The sequence below is a fragment of the Pseudomonas sp. IT-P294 genome, assembly GCF_949767865.1.
Classification (GTDB): Bacteria; Pseudomonadota; Gammaproteobacteria; order Pseudomonadales; family Pseudomonadaceae; genus Aquipseudomonas.
On sequence record NZ_CATKQW010000033.1, the window covers coordinates 318,617 to 336,663 of the forward strand.

Here is an 18,047-nt window from a genome sequence, read left to right on the forward strand (position 1 = left end):
CGAGTCCTGACGATGAACACTGAATTCCGTAAACCGCTGCCCGGCAGCCATCTGGATTACTTCGACGTCCGTGCGGCTGTCGAAGCCATCCAGCCCGGCGCCTACGACACTCTGCCGTACACCTCCCGCGTGCTGGCGGAAAACCTGGTGCGTCGCTGCGACCCGGCCACGCTCACCGATTCCCTGAAGCAATTCATCGAGCGCAAACGCGACCTCGACTTCCCGTGGTTCCCGGCGCGCGTGGTCTGCCACGACATTCTCGGCCAGACCGCGCTGGTCGACCTCGCCGGCCTACGTGACGCCATTGCCCTGCAAGGTGGCGATCCGGCGCAAGTGAACCCGGTGGTACCGACGCAACTGATCGTCGACCACTCCCTGGCCGTCGAGCGCGGTGGCTTCGATCCAGAGGCGTTCGAGAAGAACCGCGCCATCGAAGACCGTCGCAACGAAGACCGTTTCCACTTCATCAACTGGACCAAGAAGGCGTTCAAGAACGTTGACGTGATTCCGCCAGGCAACGGGATCATGCACCAGATCAACCTGGAGAAAATGTCTCCAGTGATCCAGGTGCGTGACGGCGTGGCGTTCCCCGACACCTGCGTCGGCACCGACAGCCACACCCCGCACGTCGATGCGCTGGGCGTGATTGCCATCGGTGTCGGTGGTCTGGAAGCGGAAAGCGTGATGCTTGGCCGCGCCTCGTGGATGCGTCTGCCGGAAAGCGTCGGCGTCGAACTGACCGGCAAGCTGCAACCGGGCATCACCGCCACCGACATGGTGCTGGCGCTGACCGAGTTCCTGCGGCAGCAGAAAGTCGTTGGTGCTTGGCTGGAGTTCTTCGGCGAAGGCGCTTCCGCGCTGACCCTCGGCGACCGCGCGACCATTTCCAACATGGCCCCGGAATACGGCGCCACGGCGGCGATGTTCTACATCGACCAGCAGACCATCGACTACCTCAAGCTCACCGGCCGTGAAGACGAGCAGGTGCAACTGGTCGAGAATTACGCCAAGACCACCGGCCTGTGGGCTGACAGCCTGAAAGGTGCGCAATACGAGCGCGGCTTGACCTTCAACCTGTCCTCGGTAGTGCGCAACATGGCCGGCCCGAGCAACCCGCACGCCCGCGTTGCGGTATCGGATCTGGCTGCCAAAGGCATTTCCGGCCAGTGGGATGACGTGCCGGGCCAGATGCCGGACGGCGCGGTGATCATCGCCGCCATCACCAGTTGCACCAACACCAGTAACCCGCGCAACGTGATCGCCGCGGGCCTGTTGGCGCGCAATGCCAACAAGCTCGGTCTGACCCGCAAGCCGTGGGTCAAATCGTCCTTGGCACCGGGCTCGAAAACCGTCGCGCTGTACCTGGACGAAGCCGGCTTGACCACTGAACTGGAGCAACTGGGCTTCGGCGTCGTGGCTTTCGCTTGCACCACTTGCAACGGCATGTCCGGTGCGCTGGATCCGGTGATCCAGCAAGAAATCATCGACCGCGACCTGTACGCCACGGCTGTGTTGTCCGGTAACCGTAACTTCGACGGACGGATTCACCCATACGCGAAGAATGCATTCCTGGCGTCGCCGCCATTGGTGGTTGCTTACGCCATCGCCGGGACCATCCGCTTCGACATCGAAAAAGATGTGCTGGGGCTGGATGCCGACGGCAAGGAAATCCGTCTGAAAGACATCTGGCCAAGCGACGAAGAAATCGACGCAGTGGTAAAAGCCTCGGTCAAGCCGGAGCAATTCCGCCAGGTCTACATTCCGATGTTCGCCATCCACGAAGACACCGGCCCGAAAGTGACGCCGCTGTACGAGTGGCGCGAGATGAGCACCTACATCCGCCGTCCGCCGTACTGGGAAGGTGCGCTGGCCGGGGCGCGTCCGCTCAAGGGCATGCGCCCGCTCGCGGTGCTGCCGGACAACATCACCACCGATCACCTGTCGCCGTCGAACGCGATCATGCTCGACAGCGCCGCCGGTGAATACCTGGCGAAAATGGGCCTGCCGGAAGAGGACTTCAACTCTTACGCGACTCACCGCGGAGACCATTTGACGGCGCAGCGCGCCACCTTTGCCAACCCGAAACTGTTCAACGAAATGGTCAAGGAAAACGGCAAGGTCAAACAGGGTTCGCTGGCCCGCGTCGAGCCAGAAGGCCAAGTGATGCGCATGTGGGAAGCCATCGAAACCTACATGGAACGCAAGCAGCCGCTGATCATCATTGCCGGCGCCGACTACGGTCAGGGTTCGTCCCGCGACTGGGCGGCCAAGGGCGTACGTCTGGCCGGTGTGGAGGCGATTGCCGCGGAAGGTTTCGAGCGCATTCACCGCACCAACCTGGTGGGCATGGGCGTGTTGCCGCTGGAGTTCCTGCCGGGCACTGATCGTCACACATTGGGCATCGACGGTAGCGAAACCTACGACGTGATCGGCGACCGTACCCCGCGTGCGCAGCTGACGCTGGTGATCAACCGCCTCAACGGTGAACGCGTCGAAGTGCCGGTGACCTGCCGCCTCGACACCGCCGAAGAAGTGTCGATCTATGAAGCCGGCGGCGTGTTGCAACGCTTTGCCCAGGACTTCCTCGAAGAATCGGCGGTCGCCGTCTAAAACAGGCTGTGCGGGCAGGGGATTACACGTCCCTTGCCCGCTTTGAAGGAGCACACATGGCTCACGCACCCCAGATCAAGATTCCCGCTACCTACATGCGTGGCGGCACCAGTAAAGGCGTGTTTTTCAGCCTCAAAGACCTGCCCGAAGCGGCACAGATTCCCGGCCCGGCGCGCGATGCGCTGTTGTTGCGCGTGATCGGCAGCCCCGATCCGTACGACAAGCAAATCGACGGCATGGGCGGCGCAACGTCCAGCACCAGCAAAACCGTGATCCTGTCGAAGAGCATCAAGGCCGATCACGATGTTGATTACCTGTTCGGTCAAGTCTCCATCGATAAACCTTTCGTCGACTGGAGCGGCAACTGCGGCAACCTGTCGGCAGCCGTCGGTTCGTTCGCCATAAGCAACGGTCTGGTGGACGCCAGCCGCATTCCGCACAACGGCATTGCCGTGGTGCGCGTGTGGCAGGCCAACATCGGCAAGACCATCATCGCCCACGTGCCGATCACCAACGGTGAAGTGCAGGAAACCGGCGATTTCGAACTCGATGGCGTGACCTTTCCAGCCGCCGAAGTGCAAGTCGAATTCATGGACCCGGCGGCGGAAGAAGAGGGCGGCGGTGGTTCGATGTTCCCCACCGGCAACCTCGTGGATGACCTCGAAGTGCCCGGCGTCGGGACCTTCAAGGCGACCATGATCAACGCCGGCATTCCGACGATTTTCGTCAATGCCGAGGACATCGGTTACAAGGGCACCGAGTTGCAGGGCGCGATCAACAGCGATCCGAAAGCCTTGGCGATGTTCGAGACCATTCGCGCTTATGGCGCGTTGCGCATGGGTCTGATCAAGGACCTGGACGAAGCGGCCAAACGTCAGCACACACCCAAGGTTGCCTTTGTGGCCAAGCCTGCGGACTACGTGGCGTCCAGTGGCAAGGCGATTGCGGCGGGTGATGTCGACCTGCTGGTGCGCGCGCTGTCGATGGGCAAATTGCACCACGCGATGATGGGCACTGCTGCGGTGGCGATCGGTACGGCGGCAGCGATTTCCGGCACCCTGGTGAACCTCGCGGCGGGCGGCATCGAACGCAATGCGGTGCGCTTCGGGCATCCGTCCGGTACGTTGCGTGTCGGCGCCGAGGCCAGCCAGGTGAACGGCGAATGGACCGTGAACAAAGCCATCATGAGCCGCAGTGCGCGGGTGTTGATGGAAGGGTTTGTCCGTGTGCCGGGTGATTCTTTCTGATCCGGAACCTGAGATAAACAAAAAACCCTGTGGGAGCGAGCCTGCTCGCGATGAGGCCATAACATTCAACATCCTTGTTGCCAGTTATACCGCCATCGCGAGCAGGCTCGCTCCCACAGTGGATCGTATTCCAAATAAGAAAGTAGTAGCTGACAGAGATTGCCCTGAACCGAGGTCCCATCAACGAAGCACTAACCGAGTGAATCGAACATGAGCGCCAACGTCGACCTGAACAATCGCCCCGACTACGACACCGTTCTGCAGGACATCGCGGACTACGTCCTCAGCTACAACATCGAATCCAGTGAAGCCCTGGACACAGCCCGCAACTGCCTGATGGACACCCTCGGCTGCGGCCTGCTGGCCCTGCGCTTCCCCGAATGCACCAAGCACCTGGGCCCTATCGTCGAAGGCACCGTCGTTCCGTTTGGCGCCCGGGTACCTGGTACGAATTACCGTCTCGATCCCGTCAAGGCCGCGTGGGACATTGGCTGCATCGTCCGTTGGCTCGATTACAACGACACCTGGCTCGCCGCCGAGTGGGGTCATCCGTCGGATAACCTCGGCGGCATTCTCGCCGTGGCGGATCACCTGTCGCAAAAACGCCTGGCCAATGGCGATGCGCCGCTGACGATGCGTGCAGTGCTCGAAGCGATGATCATGGCCCACGAGATTCAAGGCGTGATTGCCCTGGAAAATTCGTTCAACCGTGTAGGCCTTGATCACGTGTTGCTGGTGAAAGTCGCCTCCACGGCGGTCACGGCCAAGCTCATGGGGGCCCATCGCGAGCAATTGCTGTCGGCGCTGTCCCACGCTTTTGCCGATGGCCAGGCGCTGCGCACTTATCGCCATGCGCCGAATGCCGGGTCGCGCAAATCCTGGGCTGCAGGCGATGCCTCCAGCCGTGGCGTGCGTCTGGCGGACATCGCCATGCGCGGCGAAATGGGCATCCCCGGCGTGCTGACCGCCAGGCAGTGGGGCTTCTACGACGTGCTGTTCAGCCACACCAACAACGACCTGGCGCTCAAGCCCGAAGACAAACGCGCGTTCAGTTTCTCCCGCCCGTATGGCAGCTACGTGATGGAAAACGTGTTGTTCAAGATCAGTTTTCCGGCTGAATTCCACGCGCAAACTGCGTGCGAAGCGGCAGTGACCTTGCATCCACAGGTTAGAAATCGTCTGCATGACATCGACAAAATCGTCATCACCACCCACGAGTCGGCGATCCGCATCATCTCCAAGGTCGGTCCATTGGCGAATGCGGCGGACCGCGACCACTGCCTCCAATACATGACCGCCGTGCCGTTGGCCTTCGGTAATCTGGTGGCCGAACAGTACGAAGATGACTTCCACGCCGCGCACCCGATCATTGACGTGCTGCGCGAGAAAATGGTCATCGTCGAAGACCCGCGCTTCACCCGTGAGTATCTGGAAGCCGACAAGCGTTCCATCGCCAACGCGATTCAGGTGTTCTTCAAGGACGGTTCAAGCACCGAGAACGTGGTGGTCGAGTACCCCATTGGCCATCGCCGTCGCCGCGCCGAAGGTATTCCATTGCTGGAAGACAAGTTCAGGGCGAACCTGGCGACGCGGTTCACCGGCCAGCGCAGCGCCGAGATCCTGGCCTTGTGCAAGGATCAGCAAACGCTTGAAGCCATGCCGGTGAATCGCTTTGTCGATCTGTTCGTGATCTAGGGGCGACGCCTGAGGTGTCGCGGGCTATTGGCTGCCCTCGACATCCTCCAGGCTAAAGGTTTCGGTGTGGTCGTCGTAGGAGAAAATCTCGGCGTAACGACCCCAGGCGATCACCACTTCCAGGGTTTTTTCCACGAACGCTTCGGTCAGTGAATCCTGCAGTTCCTGCTCGAAGCGCACACGCGGTGCCCGGTGGCCATTGCGTTCCAGCAAGACCTGACGGATGCGCGCCGCCAGCGGCACGTGGCGGATCAGGTGTTCGGCAAACTGGGTTTTGCGCTCCTGGGTGCCGTAGTCGGCGAACAGTTTTCCAGCGTCGGTCAGGGTAATATCGGCGCCCTTCAGTTCGGCGAACCCAAGGTGTTCCAGCATCTCGGCCACCGGAAACAGATCGTCGACTTCCAACAGTCGCCGCTCGGCTACGGTGGGCAGGCCGGCGTGGCCGTTGTATGGCTCGGCCGCCAGGGTTTCGATCAAACCGGCCATCAGGTTGGTGGACACTTCCGGCAGCGGGCTGCTCATTTTCAGTTCGGGCTTGCCGGTGATGGCATCGGCGGTTCGGCGATCGGTCATTTGCGCATAAATGTCATCGACCATCTGCCGGAAGGCCGGATCCAGACGATTGCGTGGATGGGCGAACGGTACTTTGATTTCCGCCACCACCCGCCCGGGGTTGGACGACAACACCAGAATGCGGTCGCACATCAGCACCGCTTCTTCGATGTTGTGGGTCACGATCAGGATCGATTTGATCGGCAGCTGCTTGCCGCTCCACAGATCCAGCAGATCCGTCCTCAGGGTTTCGGCGGTCAACACGTCGAGCGCCGAGAAGGGTTCGTCCATCAACAACAGGGTCGGGTTGACCACCAAGGCACGAGCGAAGCCCACGCGCTGACGCATGCCACCGGATAGCTCGCGAGGGTAGGCGTTTTCGAAACCGTCGAGGCCGATCAGGTCGATTGCCGCCAAGGCACGCTTGCGTGCAGCCTTGCGTTCGACCTGCAAGGCTTGCAGGCCAGCCTCGACGTTTTCCAGCACGGTCAGCCAGGGAAACAGGGCGAAGGTCTGGAACACCATGGCTACGCCTTCGGCCGGCCCGTCGAGCGGTTTGCCGTTGTACAGGACTTCGCCCGACGAAGGTTCGATCAGGCCGGCAATAATCCGCAGCAACGTGGACTTGCCTGAGCCGGAGCGGCCCAGCATGCCGACGATCTCGCCTTCGCGCAGGGTCAGATCGACCCCGCTGAGCACTTGCAGCTCCTCCTTGCCCTTGCCAAACACCCGGTTGACGTCACTGAGCGAGTAGATTTCGGGGCGGGTGGACGCGTTTTCGGTATAGGTATTCATCACAGCGAATCCGGTCAGTTGAGGCGCAGTTTGTTTTCGGCCATGGCGTACATCGGCCGCCAGACCAAGCGATTGAAGGCCACGACGAAGAACGACATCACCACCACCCCCAAGGTGATTTTCGGAAAGTCGCCCGCTGCCGTGGTTTCGGCGATATAGGCGCCGAGGCCGTGGGCGACGACTTTTTCCTGCCCCCAGGATACGAATTCGGAGACGATGCTGGCGTTCCACGCGCCGCCCGACGCGGTGATGGCGCCGGTCACGTAGTAGGGGAAGATGCCCGGCAGCATGACCTTGCGCCACCACAGCCAGCCGCGAATGCGAAAGTTGGTGGCGGCTTCCTTGTAGTCATTGGGGAACGCACTGGCCCCGGCGATCACGTTGAACAGGATGTACCACTGGGTGCCGAGCACGATCAGCGGGCTGAGCCAGATGTCGGGGTTCAACTGGTAGCGCAGTATCACGATGACAAACACCGGGAACAGCAGGTTCGCCGGGAAGGCGGCGAGAAACTGGGCCAATGGCTGGATCTTTTCCGCCAGCGCCGGTCGCAGGCCGATCATTACGCCCAGGGGGACCCAGATCAGCGAGGCGATGAAGATCAGCCCGGCCACGCGCAGCAGCGTGAAGAACCCCATCAGAAATACATGGCCAACCTCGCCGAGGGTCACCTCGGTGCCGACATACAGCACGATGTGGTACAGCGCATAAGCCGTCAGCACTGCGATCAGCGAGCCCCAGATCCAGTCAATTGTCTTCGCCGTGGCCGGGCTTTCCGAGGAGAGGGCTTTGCGCGCCGAGCGCGGCAGGTTCAGGCGCATGTTGCCCAGGCGGCTGATGATGCGGGCGAAGGGGCGCAATATGCGCTGGATCATCCGGGTACGCTGGATCAGCTTGAGCACCCACGACTCGGGCGCGGCGGTCTGCGAGGCGGTGTTCTCCATGCGGAATTTATCAGCCCAGGCCACCAGCGGACGGAACAGGAACTGGTCGTAGATCAGGATGACCACGATCATGGTCAGGATGACGTAGCCAACTGCGTGCATGTCCTGTTGCGCGATGGCGAGGGCGAGGTACGAACCGATCCCCGGCAGGGTGATGGTCTGGTCGCCGACGGTGATCGCTTCGGACGCCACCACGAAGAACCAGCCGCCGGACATGCTCATCATCATGTTCCAGATCAATCCGGGCATGGCGAAGGGCACGTCGAGCTTCCAGAATTTTTGCCAGCCGGACAGTTGCAGATTGGTCGACACTTCCACCAGGTCCCGCGGCAACATCCGCAGGGACTGGTAGAAACTGAAGGTCATGTTCCAGGCCTGGCTGGTGAAAATGGCAAAAATCGCCGCGAACTCCGCTCCCAGCACCCGACCGGGAAACAACAGCAGAAAGAAGGTGACGGTAAAGGAGATATAGCCCAGTACTGGCACCGATTGCAGGATGTCGAGCACGGGCACCAGCAGTTTTTCGGCGCGTCGGCTTTTTGCGGCCAATGTGCCGTAGAGCAGGGTAAACAGCAGGGCCGCGACCATCGCCGCAAGCATACGCAGGATGGTGCGCATGGCGTATTCGGGCAGATTGGCGGGGTCCAGGGAGACCACTGAACTCTGCAGGGTTGCAATCGGCGCCCAGGTTTCCCGCGCACCGATCGAGAAAAACAGCAAAAAGCCGATCACCAGCGGCATGGCGATCAAGTCCCAGCGATTGGGGAGCATGCGCCGGGTCGAGGCCGGGATGTAGTGACGGAACACTCTCTTCATAAACAGTGATTCCAGCGGTTTCCAAGTAAGGCGCGGCAGTCTGAGCGTAGCTTCTGCCTGCACGACCCACCGAGAATGAGCGGGGGCTCGCTCTACAGGTTCAAGGGGGAAGTGGCTGTTGCGGGCCCGGTGAATTCATCAGGCCAGGAGGGCCGGCGCAGGGGATCTTGAACCCGATGCGCAGCTTGTGCGGATTGTATATTTCCAAATGTTACAAAGGCGTAAAGAGCGTGTCAGATTTGGGTGAAGAAGTTTTCATCTTGGATGCGTGCACACGTTCATTCGAAACCCAGGATCGCCCGGCGGTTCTGCTTGCTCGAGGTTCATCTGCGGCAGTTCGAAATCCAGCCGCCCCTGGTCGGCACTGATGCTGCACCGGCATCCCGGGCACCGACGGCACGCCGGCAGGACTCGTTGTTGAACAGGCTGAGAGCCGGGGAAGGGGTTCAGCGTTTGTTCGGCAGCTTGGTGATCGCAAATCCGCCGAGCAGGATCGCCAAGTACAGCATCAGGTCGCGGGAGATTTCCGTGCCTTCGTACCAGGCGCCGAGGATCACCGCGAACACCGGGAAGATGATGAACACGAACGACAACAGCACCGGGCTCAGGCGCTTGAGTAGCAGGAAATACACGATGAAACCGCCCACTGACGCCACCAACCCCAGGTAGAGCAGGGCGCTCCATGAGCGCAAGGTGATGGCGGCGAACGTCGGCGTTTCAAAGCACAGGCCAGCGCTCAGCAACATCAATCCGGCGATGCCGATGGGCAGGGTGTTGTAGGTGATGATGCTGATGGCGCTGCCTTTCTGTTTGGTGATGACGTAGCACAAGGCGTGCATGATCGCGGAGACCAGGATCGCCATGACGCCCAACAGTTCGGCATGGTCCAGGTGCAGGCCCTGGTGCTTGATGATCATGAACAGGCTGGCAAAGCCTATCGCGATGCCGATCACCTGAGTGGCACGGATGCGTTCGCGCAGGAACAGCGCGGAAAAAATCAGGATGAACACCGGCATGCAACTGAACAGCAGGGCAGTCAGGCCGGAAGACACGTGCGTCTCGCCGTAGTTGAGCAAGTAGTAGGGCAGGCTGAAATACGACAGCGTGACGAATACGAAGAACCCGCGGCTTTGTCGCGGAAACAGCAGCGGTTCCCTGCGCAACAAGGCAAAACTCAGAAACAGTGGAAAGGCAATCAGAAAGCGCAGCCCGGCGGCGGTCAGGGGCGGCACGCTTTCGACTGCAATCTTGATCCCCAGCCAAGTGGTGCCCCAACTCAGGCACACGATCAGAAACAGCGTGCTGGTGATCAACCCGGACAGCCAGGGGCGGGTAACGTTAGGCGGCGTGCTGATGGCGGCGGTGGACATCTTCCTGGATCCTTTTTGGCAAATTGACCTGATCTGAGAAAAGGTCTATTCCTGATTGAGCCTGTTTTCAGCACGCTATTCGGGGAACGAATGACTGTCAAAGTAAGTATTGCCATGGTGTCAATCCTGCGGGATGGTCTCGCCAACGGCGTGGGGGTGAAGTACAAGCGACTCGCCGATGCGGTGGAACAGGCGATTGCTGAAGGTGTGATCGACGCTGGGTCGAAGCTGCCGCCCCACCGATTGTTGGCTGACAGCCTGGGTGTGACCATCGGCACCATCAGCCGGGCGTATGGCGAACTGGAGCGTGTGGGCCTGGTCGTGGCCCGTGTAGGCGATGGCACTTATGTGCGTCAGCGCGGGATGGAGCGGCCGCAGGACAAGGGCTTTCGCAATGTCAGCGATGAGCCGCCAACCTGTTTTGACATGAGCCGCAATCAGCCGATTCCCGGCCAGGAAAGCGCGTTCATGAGCCAGACTCTGCAGGCCTTGGCCAGCGATTCCCGCAGATTGCAGCAGTTGATCGGCTATACCCCCGAAAGCGGCTTGCTCCGCCATCGGCAGGCCGGCGCGCAATGGCTGAGCCATGGAGCCTTTCAGCCAAATGCCGAGCAGGTGCTGTGTGTCAACGGTGGCCAGCACGGTCTGTTGTGCGCGCTGATGGGCTTGCTCAAGGCCGGTGACACTGTCGTCACCGAACATCTGTCCTACCCGGGTTTGATCAGCGTCGCACGCCAGCTCGGGATAAAACTCATCGGTGCCGCGATGGACGATGAAGGATTGTTGCCCTCGGCGCTGGAGGACATTTGTCGTCAGCACCGGGTTTGTGCGTTGTACTGCACGCCGACGATCCAGAACCCTACCGCTGCGGTGATGTCGATCCCGCGACGTCAGGCAATCGCCGAGATCTGTCGGCATCACAATCTGCTGATCTTCGAAGACGAAGCGCATGCGTCGCTGGATCGCCAGCGGCCGCTGCCCCTGAGTGCGTTTGCTGCGGAGCGTGCAGTGTTGATCGGCAGTTTGAGCAAGGCCGTTTCAGCCGGATTGCGCGTGGGTTTCCTGCACGCGCCCCTTGCATCGCTTGGACGTCTGCGTTCAGCGATTCGCGGAACATGCTGGATGGCCAATCCGTTGGCGATGGAAGTGGCGAGTTGTTGGATCGAAAGCGGTATCGCCATGCAGTTGCTCAAAGAGCAGATCAGCGAGATACGTCGGCGCAAGGCGTTGGTCAACGCGACGCTCGAAGGCCTGACCTACAAGACCCATGTCCACAGCCCGCATTTCTGGATCGAAGTGCCCGAGTTGTGGCGGGCGTCGCAGATCGCGGCGGAGCTCAAGGAAAACAACTACCTGGTGGCCACCGCCGAGGCTTTTGCGGTAGGGCATGCGGCGGTTCCGCAGTGTATTCGGGTGAGTGTGTGTAATGCCTCGGGGGATGACCGGTTGTTGCTGGCGGGATTTGAAGCGTTGGCGCGGGCATTGAGCGAGACTGCGTAATCGTTTTTCGTGAGCAAGCCGGCCCCACAATTCGATCAAATTCCAGGTGGGGGAACTCGATCAGACTGTGGGAACTGGCCTTGCTCGCGAAGGCGACCTTACGGGTGCCGCAGAGCTACTTGAACCGCCGCTCGACACCTTTTTCCACCAGGATTTTCGCGGAAATTTCTTCCACCGAAAAATGCGTGGAATTGATGTTCGGTATGTTCTCGCGGCGAAACAGGTTTTCGACCTCGCGCACTTCGAATTCGCACTGGGCATAGCTCGAATAGCGGCTGTTGGGCTTGCGCTCGTTGCGGATCGCGGTGAGGCGGTCCGGGTCGATGGTCAGGCCGAACAGTTTGTGCTGGTGGGCGCGCAGGGCGGCCGGCAGTTGCAGGCGTTCCATGTCGTCTTCGGTCAGCGGGTAGTTGGCCGCGCGGATGCCAAATTGCATGGCCATGTACAGGCACGTCGGCGTCTTACCACATCGCGACACGCCCACTAGTATCAAGTCGGCCTTGTCGTAATAGTGGGTTCGGGCGCCGTCATCGTTGTCGAGGGCGAAGTTCACCGCCTCGATACGCTCCATGTAATTGGAGTTGGTGCCAATCGAGTGGGATTTGCCGACGGTGTAGGAAGAATGCTCGGTCAGTTCCTGTTCCAGAGGCGCCAGGAAGGTCGAGAAAATGTCGATCATGAAACCATTGGACGTCGCAAGGATCTCACGGATGTCCTGATTGACGATGGTGTCGAAGATGATCGGCCGGAAGCCGTCGGTTTCGGCGGCTTTGTTGATTTGTTGTACCATGGCCCGCGCTTTATCCACGTTGTCGATGTACGGACGCGTGAATTTGCTGAAGGTAATGTTTTCGAACTGCGCCAAGAGGCTTTGGCCGAGGGTTTCGGCCGTGATGCCGGTACCGTCGGAAATAAAGAAAGCAGATCGTTTCATTTGCACCTTGGGCCTTAAGCTAGTGACGAATCTTGGATATGATAGGCGCGATTTGCCGGCCGCCAGTGGCCCGCATTCTCACTTATTTTCCAGGTCCAGGCCATATAGCTGGCAAACGCTCCCTCGAGCAGCCGGCTTCTGAGCTTTTCCAACACAGTTAGTGGAGAGATCACCTTGGTAGAGTACGTAGTTTCCCTCGATAAGCTCGGCGTCCATGATGTAGAGCACGTAGGGGGCAAGAACGCATCCCTTGGCGAGATGATCAGTAACCTTGCAGGCGCCGGTGTATCGGTGCCCGGTGGCTTTGCCACGACAGCTCAGGCTTATCGTGATTTTCTGGAACTGAGCGGCCTGAACGATCAGATCCACGCCGCCCTCGACGCCCTGGACGTCGACGATGTCAATGCCCTGGCCAGGACCGGCGCCCAGATCCGTCAATGGATCATGGAAGCCGAATTCCCGGAGAAGCTCAACGCCGAGATCCGCACCGCGTTCGCCACGCTGTCGGCCGGCAACCCTGACATGGCCGTGGCCGTGCGCTCTTCCGCTACCGCCGAAGACCTGCCGGACGCTTCCTTCGCCGGTCAGCAGGAAACCTTCCTGAACATCCGTGGCGTTGAAAACGTCATTCGCGCCGCCAAAGAGGTGTTCGCCTCTCTGTTTAACGATCGCGCCATTTCCTACCGCGTCCACCAGGGCTTCGACCACAAGCTGGTAGCCCTGTCGGCCGGCGTGCAGCGCATGGTCCGCTCCGAAACCGGCACTGCCGGCGTGATGTTCACCCTCGATACCGAATCGGGCTTCCGTGACGTGGTGTTCATCACCGGCGCCTACGGCCTGGGTGAGACCGTCGTACAAGGCGCGGTGAACCCGGATGAGTTCTACGTCCACAAAGGCACGCTGGCAGCCGGTCGTCCGGCCATTCTGCGTCGCAACCTAGGCAGCAAAGCCATCAAGATGATCTACGGCGAAGTCGCCACGGCCGGTAAATCGGTCAAGACCATCGACGTGGACAAAGCTGATCGCGCACGTTTCTGCCTGACCGACGCCGAAGTCAGTGAACTGGCCAAGCAAGCGATGATCATCGAGAAGCACTACAAGTGTCCGATGGACATCGAATGGGCCAAAGACGGCGACGACGGCAAGCTCTACATCGTTCAGGCCCGTCCTGAAACCGTGAAGAGCCGCACCCAGGCCAACGTCATGGAACGCTACCTGTTGAAAGAAACCGGCACCGTGCTGGTGGAAGGTCGCGCCATCGGCCAGCGCATCGGCGCCGGCAAGGTCCGCATCATCAAGGACGTGTCCGAGATGGACAAGGTCCAGCCAGGCGACGTACTGGTTTCCGACATGACCGACCCGGATTGGGAACCGGTCATGAAGCGCGCCAGTGCCATCGTCACCAACCGTGGCGGTCGTACCTGCCACGCGGCGATCATCGCTCGCGAACTGGGTATTCCGGCCGTGGTCGGTTGCGGCAACGCCACTCAGCTGTTGCAAGAAGGCCAGGGCGTAACCGTCTCCTGTGCAGAAGGCGACACCGGCTACATCTTCGAAGGCGAACTGGGCTTCGACATCAAGAAAAACTCCGTTGATGCCATGCCGGACCTGCCGTTCAAGATCATGATGAACGTCGGCAACCCGGACCGCGCCTTCGACTTCGCGCAGCTGCCGAACGCTGGTGTGGGCCTGGCCCGCCTGGAATTCATCATCAACCGCATGATCGGTGTTCACCCTAAGGCGCTGTTGAACTACGACGGCTTGCCGCAGGACATCAAGGACAGCGTCGACAAGCGCATTGCCGGCTACGACGATCCGGTCGGCTTCTATGTCGAGAAGCTGGTTGAAGGCATCAGCACCCTGGCTGCTGCGTTCACCCCGAAAAAGGTCATCGTGCGTCTGTCGGACTTCAAGTCCAATGAATACGCGAACCTGATCGGCGGCAAGCTCTACGAGCCGGAAGAAGAAAACCCGATGCTGGGCTTCCGTGGCGCCTCGCGTTACATCAGCGAATCGTTCCGTGACTGCTTCGAACTCGAATGCCGCGCCCTCAAGCGCGTGCGCAACGAGATGGGCCTGACCAACGTTGAAATCATGGTGCCATTCGTCCGTACTCTGGGCGAAGCCAGCCAGGTCATCGACCTGTTGGCAGAGAATGGTCTGAAGCGCGGCGAGAACGGCCTGCGCATCATCATGATGTGCGAACTGCCGTCCAACGCGATCCTGGCGGAAGAATTCCTCGAGTTCTTCGACGGCTTCTCCATCGGCTCCAACGACCTGACTCAGCTGACGCTGGGCCTGGACCGTGACTCCGGGATCATTGCTCACCTGTTCGACGAGCGTAACCCGGCGGTCAAGAAGCTGCTGGCCAACGCGATTCAGGCCTGCAACAAGGCTGGCAAGTACATCGGCATTTGCGGTCAGGGTCCTTCGGACCACCCGGACCTGGCTAAATGGTTGATGGAACAAGGCATCGAAAGTGTTTCGCTGAACCCCGATTCCGTACTGGAAACCTGGTTCTTCCTGGCTGAAGGTCAAGCGTCGGCTTGATGGCGTGAGTGAAAGGGCTGCTCTCTGTGGGAGCGGCCCTTTTAGAGGTTTAAGTAGGGCGGGCTCCTCTGGAAGCCGCCCTTTTTTGTGCAAGAGCCTTATGCAAAGCAGCAGCAACCTATTTCCTGTCGCTCTGATCAGCGCCGAGCGGCGCGGCGATCTGAGCGAAGACGTCTATCGTTTGAAACCGGGCAACAGCCCTGACGGCACCGTCGAGCTGGCGGTGACGCGTCTGGGCATGGCCGATGAGCCAGCTGTGCGTGGCGTACCGGTGATCTTGTTGCACGGCAGTTTCTCCAATCGCCGGTTCTGGTTCTCCCCAAAGGGGCTTGGGCTGGGCGCCTATCTGACGCGTCTGGGATTCGATGTCTGGATTCCCGAAATGCGCGGCCACGGCTTGTCCCAGCGCAACCAGAACTACCGCAAGAACCGTGTCAGCGACTACGCCCGTTACGATCTGCCGGCCATTGGTGCGTTCGTGCGCGAGCAAAGCGGCCAGGTGCCGCACTGGATCGGTCACTCGTTGGGTGGCATTACCCTGGCGGCCGCGCTGGGTGGCGAGTACATCGGCGAGCCTGTGGTCGCCTCGGCGGCGTTTTTCGGGACGCAGGTCAGCCGCACCTACTGGCCATTGAAAATTCCACCGGTGGAGTGGAGCGGGCGCTTTATTCTCAAGCGTTTCGCACAACTGTCAGGTTCACGGCTCAAGCGCGGCCCGGAGGACGAGCCCATTGGCCTGGCCCTGGAAAGCATGCGCTGGTATGGCCTGTTCGGGCGCTTTGGCGATGCCGACAAGGATTGGTGGGCGGGATTGGCCGAGGTTCGGTTGCCGGTACTGGCTGTCAGTGCCGCAGGTGACCATCAGGACCCCATGTGGGCTTGCCGCAAGCTGTTCGACCAGATCGGTTCCGAGCACAAGCAATTCATCAACCTGGGGCGCGAGCAGGGCTTTGGCGATAACTTCGGCCATGTCGAGATGCTCGTCAGCAAAGCCGCTCAGGTTGAAGTGTGGCCATTGGTGGCTCGCTGGCTGACCGATCAACAGACACCGTTGTTGGGTGAAAAGCCGGATCTGGCAACAGCAAGCTGAGCCTGATGCTCTAACAAGGGCATTTCGCTCTGATCGGCTTGCGGCTAAGATATGACGCATCAAGCTGTTCCAGTCACTTTGCGACACTCTCGATTGTCTTCCTTTTTACAGGAGTTTCTCGATGAACCATTACCTCACGCCTGACTTGTGCGATGCCTATCCAGAGCTGGTGCAGGTGCTGGAACCGATGTTCAGCAATTTTGGCGGCCGCGATTCGTTCGGCGGCGAAATCGTGACCATCAAGTGCTTCGAAGACAACTCGCTGGTCAAGGAACAAGCCGAGCTCAAGGGCAACGGCAAGGTGCTGGTGGTCGATGGTGGCGGTTCGCTGCGCCGTGCGCTGCTGGGCGACATGATCGCCGAGAAAGCTGCGCAGAACGGCTGGGAAGGGCTGGTGATCTACGGTTGCATCCGCGACGTCGATGTCATCGCGCAAACCGACCTGGGGGTTCAGGCCCTGGCCAGCCACCCGATGAAAACCGAGAAGCGCGGCATCGGCGATCTCAACGTCGCTGTGACCTTCGCTGGCGTGACATTTCATCCCGGTCACTACATTTATGCGGACAACAATGGCGTGATCATCTCGCCCAGCCCGCTGAAAATGCCTGAATAAAGCTTTCCAACCCAGGGGTGAGGATGTTCGAGGAAGAAAACGCGCAGTGGGGGCTGGTGCATGCCCTGGTGCTGGACGGTAAAGGCGGTGCGCGTTCGATAGCCCGGACTGAACTCGACGATTTGCAGCTGCAGGCGCATGAGAGCCTTTGGTTGCACTGGGATCGAAGTCACCCGCAAACCCAGACATGGCTGCGCAAATCCAGCGGTTTGAGTGAATTCAGCTGTGACCTGCTGCTTGAAGAGAACACCCGGCCTCGTCTTTTGCCGCTGCCGGACTCTGAGCTGTTGCTGTTTTTGCGAGGGGTCAACCTGAACCCTGGCGCAGAACCGGAAGACATGGTGTCTGTGCGAATTTTCGCCTCCGCCCAGCGGGTGATTTCCCTGCGCCTGCGTCCATTGCGCGCGACCGATGAACTGCTGGTGCAGCTCGCTGACGGCAAAGGGCCGAAAACCGCCTCTGAACTCATTCTTTATATGGCTCAGTACTTGACCAACAAGGTGCAGGATCTGGTCAGTTGCCTCTCGGAAGTGGTCGATGAGGAAGAAGAAAAACTGGATGCCGACGAACGGTATACACCCGAGCACGGAGCCGTTTTGCAGATCCGTCGCAGGGCTGCCGGACTGAAACGTTTCCTTGCGCCGCAGCGCGATATCTTCGGGCAACTGACACGGATCAAACTGCCCTGGTTTGTCGACGATGATGGCGATTACTGGAACGAATTGAACAACAGCCTGACCCGCTACCTTGAGGAGCTGGAATTGACCCGGGAGCGGGTGGGGCTGGTCCTCGAGGCTGAAGACCGGCGTTTGAGCGTGCGCATGAATCGCACGATGTATCGATTTGGGATCATCACCGGGATCTTTTTGCCGATGAGTTTTCTGACCGGTCTGCTGGGCATAAACGTCGGTGGAATTCCGTTCTCGTCCAACCCTTATGGCTTCCTGATTGCCTGCATGATGATGGTCACGGTGGCGCTCGGACAGTGGTGGTTGTTCCGACGTTTGCGCTGGGTCTGAGGATGAGTCATGTGACCCGGGCAAATTTGACCGCGTCTTTCACAGACATCACGAGAGGTGCGTATGCACGATCCGTTTGAACAGTCTTTGCGTGACATGCTGAACGCTTCGCCGTCCACCCGTGACGATGATGCGTGTCTGGGGCGTGTCCTGAAAACCGCCAACCGGCAGGTCGGCGCTGGTGATTTGTTCAGCCTGCTGGGCCGCTGGTTGCCCGCGCTGATGATTGCCCTCAACAACGGCTCGGCGCACATCTCGCCGGTTTCCCGTCACCGTAAACCTACCGTTCGCACTGCTGATAAGGCTGATTGA

Annotated in this window: 13 protein-coding genes; 9 read left to right on the plus strand and 4 right to left on the minus strand. The window is 60.1% G+C overall.

Annotated features, from left to right (window positions below; genetic code table 11):
* Window positions 1-12 precede the first annotated feature (12 nt).
* The 3 genes from acnD (at window position 13) to prpD (ending at window position 5,552) form a co-directional block, all read left to right on the plus strand.
* On the plus strand, window positions 13-2,610 hold the full coding sequence (gene acnD, locus ACM6I0_RS20550) for a Fe/S-dependent 2-methylisocitrate dehydratase AcnD (RefSeq protein WP_285432172.1): 2,598 nt from the start codon (window positions 13-15) through the stop codon (window positions 2,608-2,610).
* A 56-nt stretch (window positions 2,611-2,666) separates the two neighbouring features.
* Window positions 2,667-3,857 (plus strand): 2-methylaconitate cis-trans isomerase PrpF, encoded by a 1,191-nt coding sequence (gene prpF, locus ACM6I0_RS20555; RefSeq protein ID WP_414923121.1) that lies wholly within the window; start codon window positions 2,667-2,669, stop codon window positions 3,855-3,857.
* 210 nt (window positions 3,858-4,067) lie between these two features.
* Entirely contained in the window at window positions 4,068-5,552 is a 1,485-nt protein-coding gene (prpD, locus tag ACM6I0_RS20560; RefSeq protein ID WP_414923122.1) for a 2-methylcitrate dehydratase, read from the plus strand.
* 24 nt (window positions 5,553-5,576) lie between these two features.
* Here the strand turns inward: prpD and ACM6I0_RS20565 are convergent, their stop codons facing one another.
* The 3 genes from ACM6I0_RS20565 to ACM6I0_RS20575 form a co-directional block, all read right to left on the minus strand.
* Window positions 5,577-6,899 carry an AAA-associated domain-containing protein gene (locus tag ACM6I0_RS20565; RefSeq protein ID WP_285432169.1) on the minus strand — a complete coding sequence of 441 codons (1,323 nt, stop codon included), beginning with the start codon at window positions 6,897-6,899 and terminating at the stop codon, window positions 5,577-5,579.
* Between the two features lie 14 nt (window positions 6,900-6,913).
* Entirely contained in the window at window positions 6,914-8,659 is a 1,746-nt protein-coding gene (locus ACM6I0_RS20570) for an ABC transporter permease (protein WP_285432167.1), read from the minus strand.
* Window positions 8,660-9,105: 446 nt separating this feature from the next.
* Window positions 9,106-10,029, minus strand: coding sequence for a DMT family transporter (locus ACM6I0_RS20575; protein ID WP_414923123.1), 924 nt, complete (start codon window positions 10,027-10,029; stop codon window positions 9,106-9,108).
* Between the two features lie 90 nt (window positions 10,030-10,119).
* Between ACM6I0_RS20575 and ACM6I0_RS20580 the strand changes: the two genes are divergently transcribed.
* Window positions 10,120-11,529, plus strand: a complete 1,410-nt coding sequence (locus tag ACM6I0_RS20580; RefSeq protein ID WP_414923124.1) for a PLP-dependent aminotransferase family protein — start codon at window positions 10,120-10,122, stop codon at window positions 11,527-11,529.
* 115 nt (window positions 11,530-11,644) lie between these two features.
* On the opposite strand, the gene ACM6I0_RS20585 is transcribed toward ACM6I0_RS20580, so the two are convergent.
* Window positions 11,645-12,463, minus strand: a complete 819-nt coding sequence (locus tag ACM6I0_RS20585) for a pyruvate, water dikinase regulatory protein (RefSeq protein ID WP_090181892.1) — start codon at window positions 12,461-12,463, stop codon at window positions 11,645-11,647.
* Window positions 12,464-12,637: 174 nt separating this feature from the next.
* On the opposite strand from ACM6I0_RS20585, the gene ppsA reads away from it, so the two are divergent.
* The 5 genes from ppsA (at window position 12,638) to ACM6I0_RS20610 (ending at window position 18,047) form a co-directional block, all read left to right on the plus strand.
* Complete coding sequence (gene ppsA, locus ACM6I0_RS20590; protein ID WP_285432161.1) at window positions 12,638-15,013, plus strand: phosphoenolpyruvate synthase; 2,376 nt, start codon at window positions 12,638-12,640, stop codon at window positions 15,011-15,013.
* A gap of 100 nt (window positions 15,014-15,113) precedes the next feature.
* The gene (locus ACM6I0_RS20595) at window positions 15,114-16,103 is read left to right on the plus strand and encodes an alpha/beta fold hydrolase (RefSeq protein WP_414923125.1); all 990 of its coding nucleotides are present in this window, start codon (window positions 15,114-15,116) and stop codon (window positions 16,101-16,103) included.
* A gap of 121 nt (window positions 16,104-16,224) precedes the next feature.
* Complete coding sequence (gene rraA / locus ACM6I0_RS20600) at window positions 16,225-16,716, plus strand: ribonuclease E activity regulator RraA (RefSeq protein ID WP_414923126.1); 492 nt, start codon at window positions 16,225-16,227, stop codon at window positions 16,714-16,716.
* Window positions 16,717-16,739: 23 nt separating this feature from the next.
* The gene (locus tag ACM6I0_RS20605; protein WP_414923127.1) at window positions 16,740-17,735 is read left to right on the plus strand and encodes a zinc transporter ZntB; all 996 of its coding nucleotides are present in this window, start codon (window positions 16,740-16,742) and stop codon (window positions 17,733-17,735) included.
* A gap of 63 nt (window positions 17,736-17,798) precedes the next feature.
* Window positions 17,799-18,047, plus strand: a complete 249-nt coding sequence (locus tag ACM6I0_RS20610) for a hypothetical protein (RefSeq protein ID WP_046027052.1) — start codon at window positions 17,799-17,801, stop codon at window positions 18,045-18,047.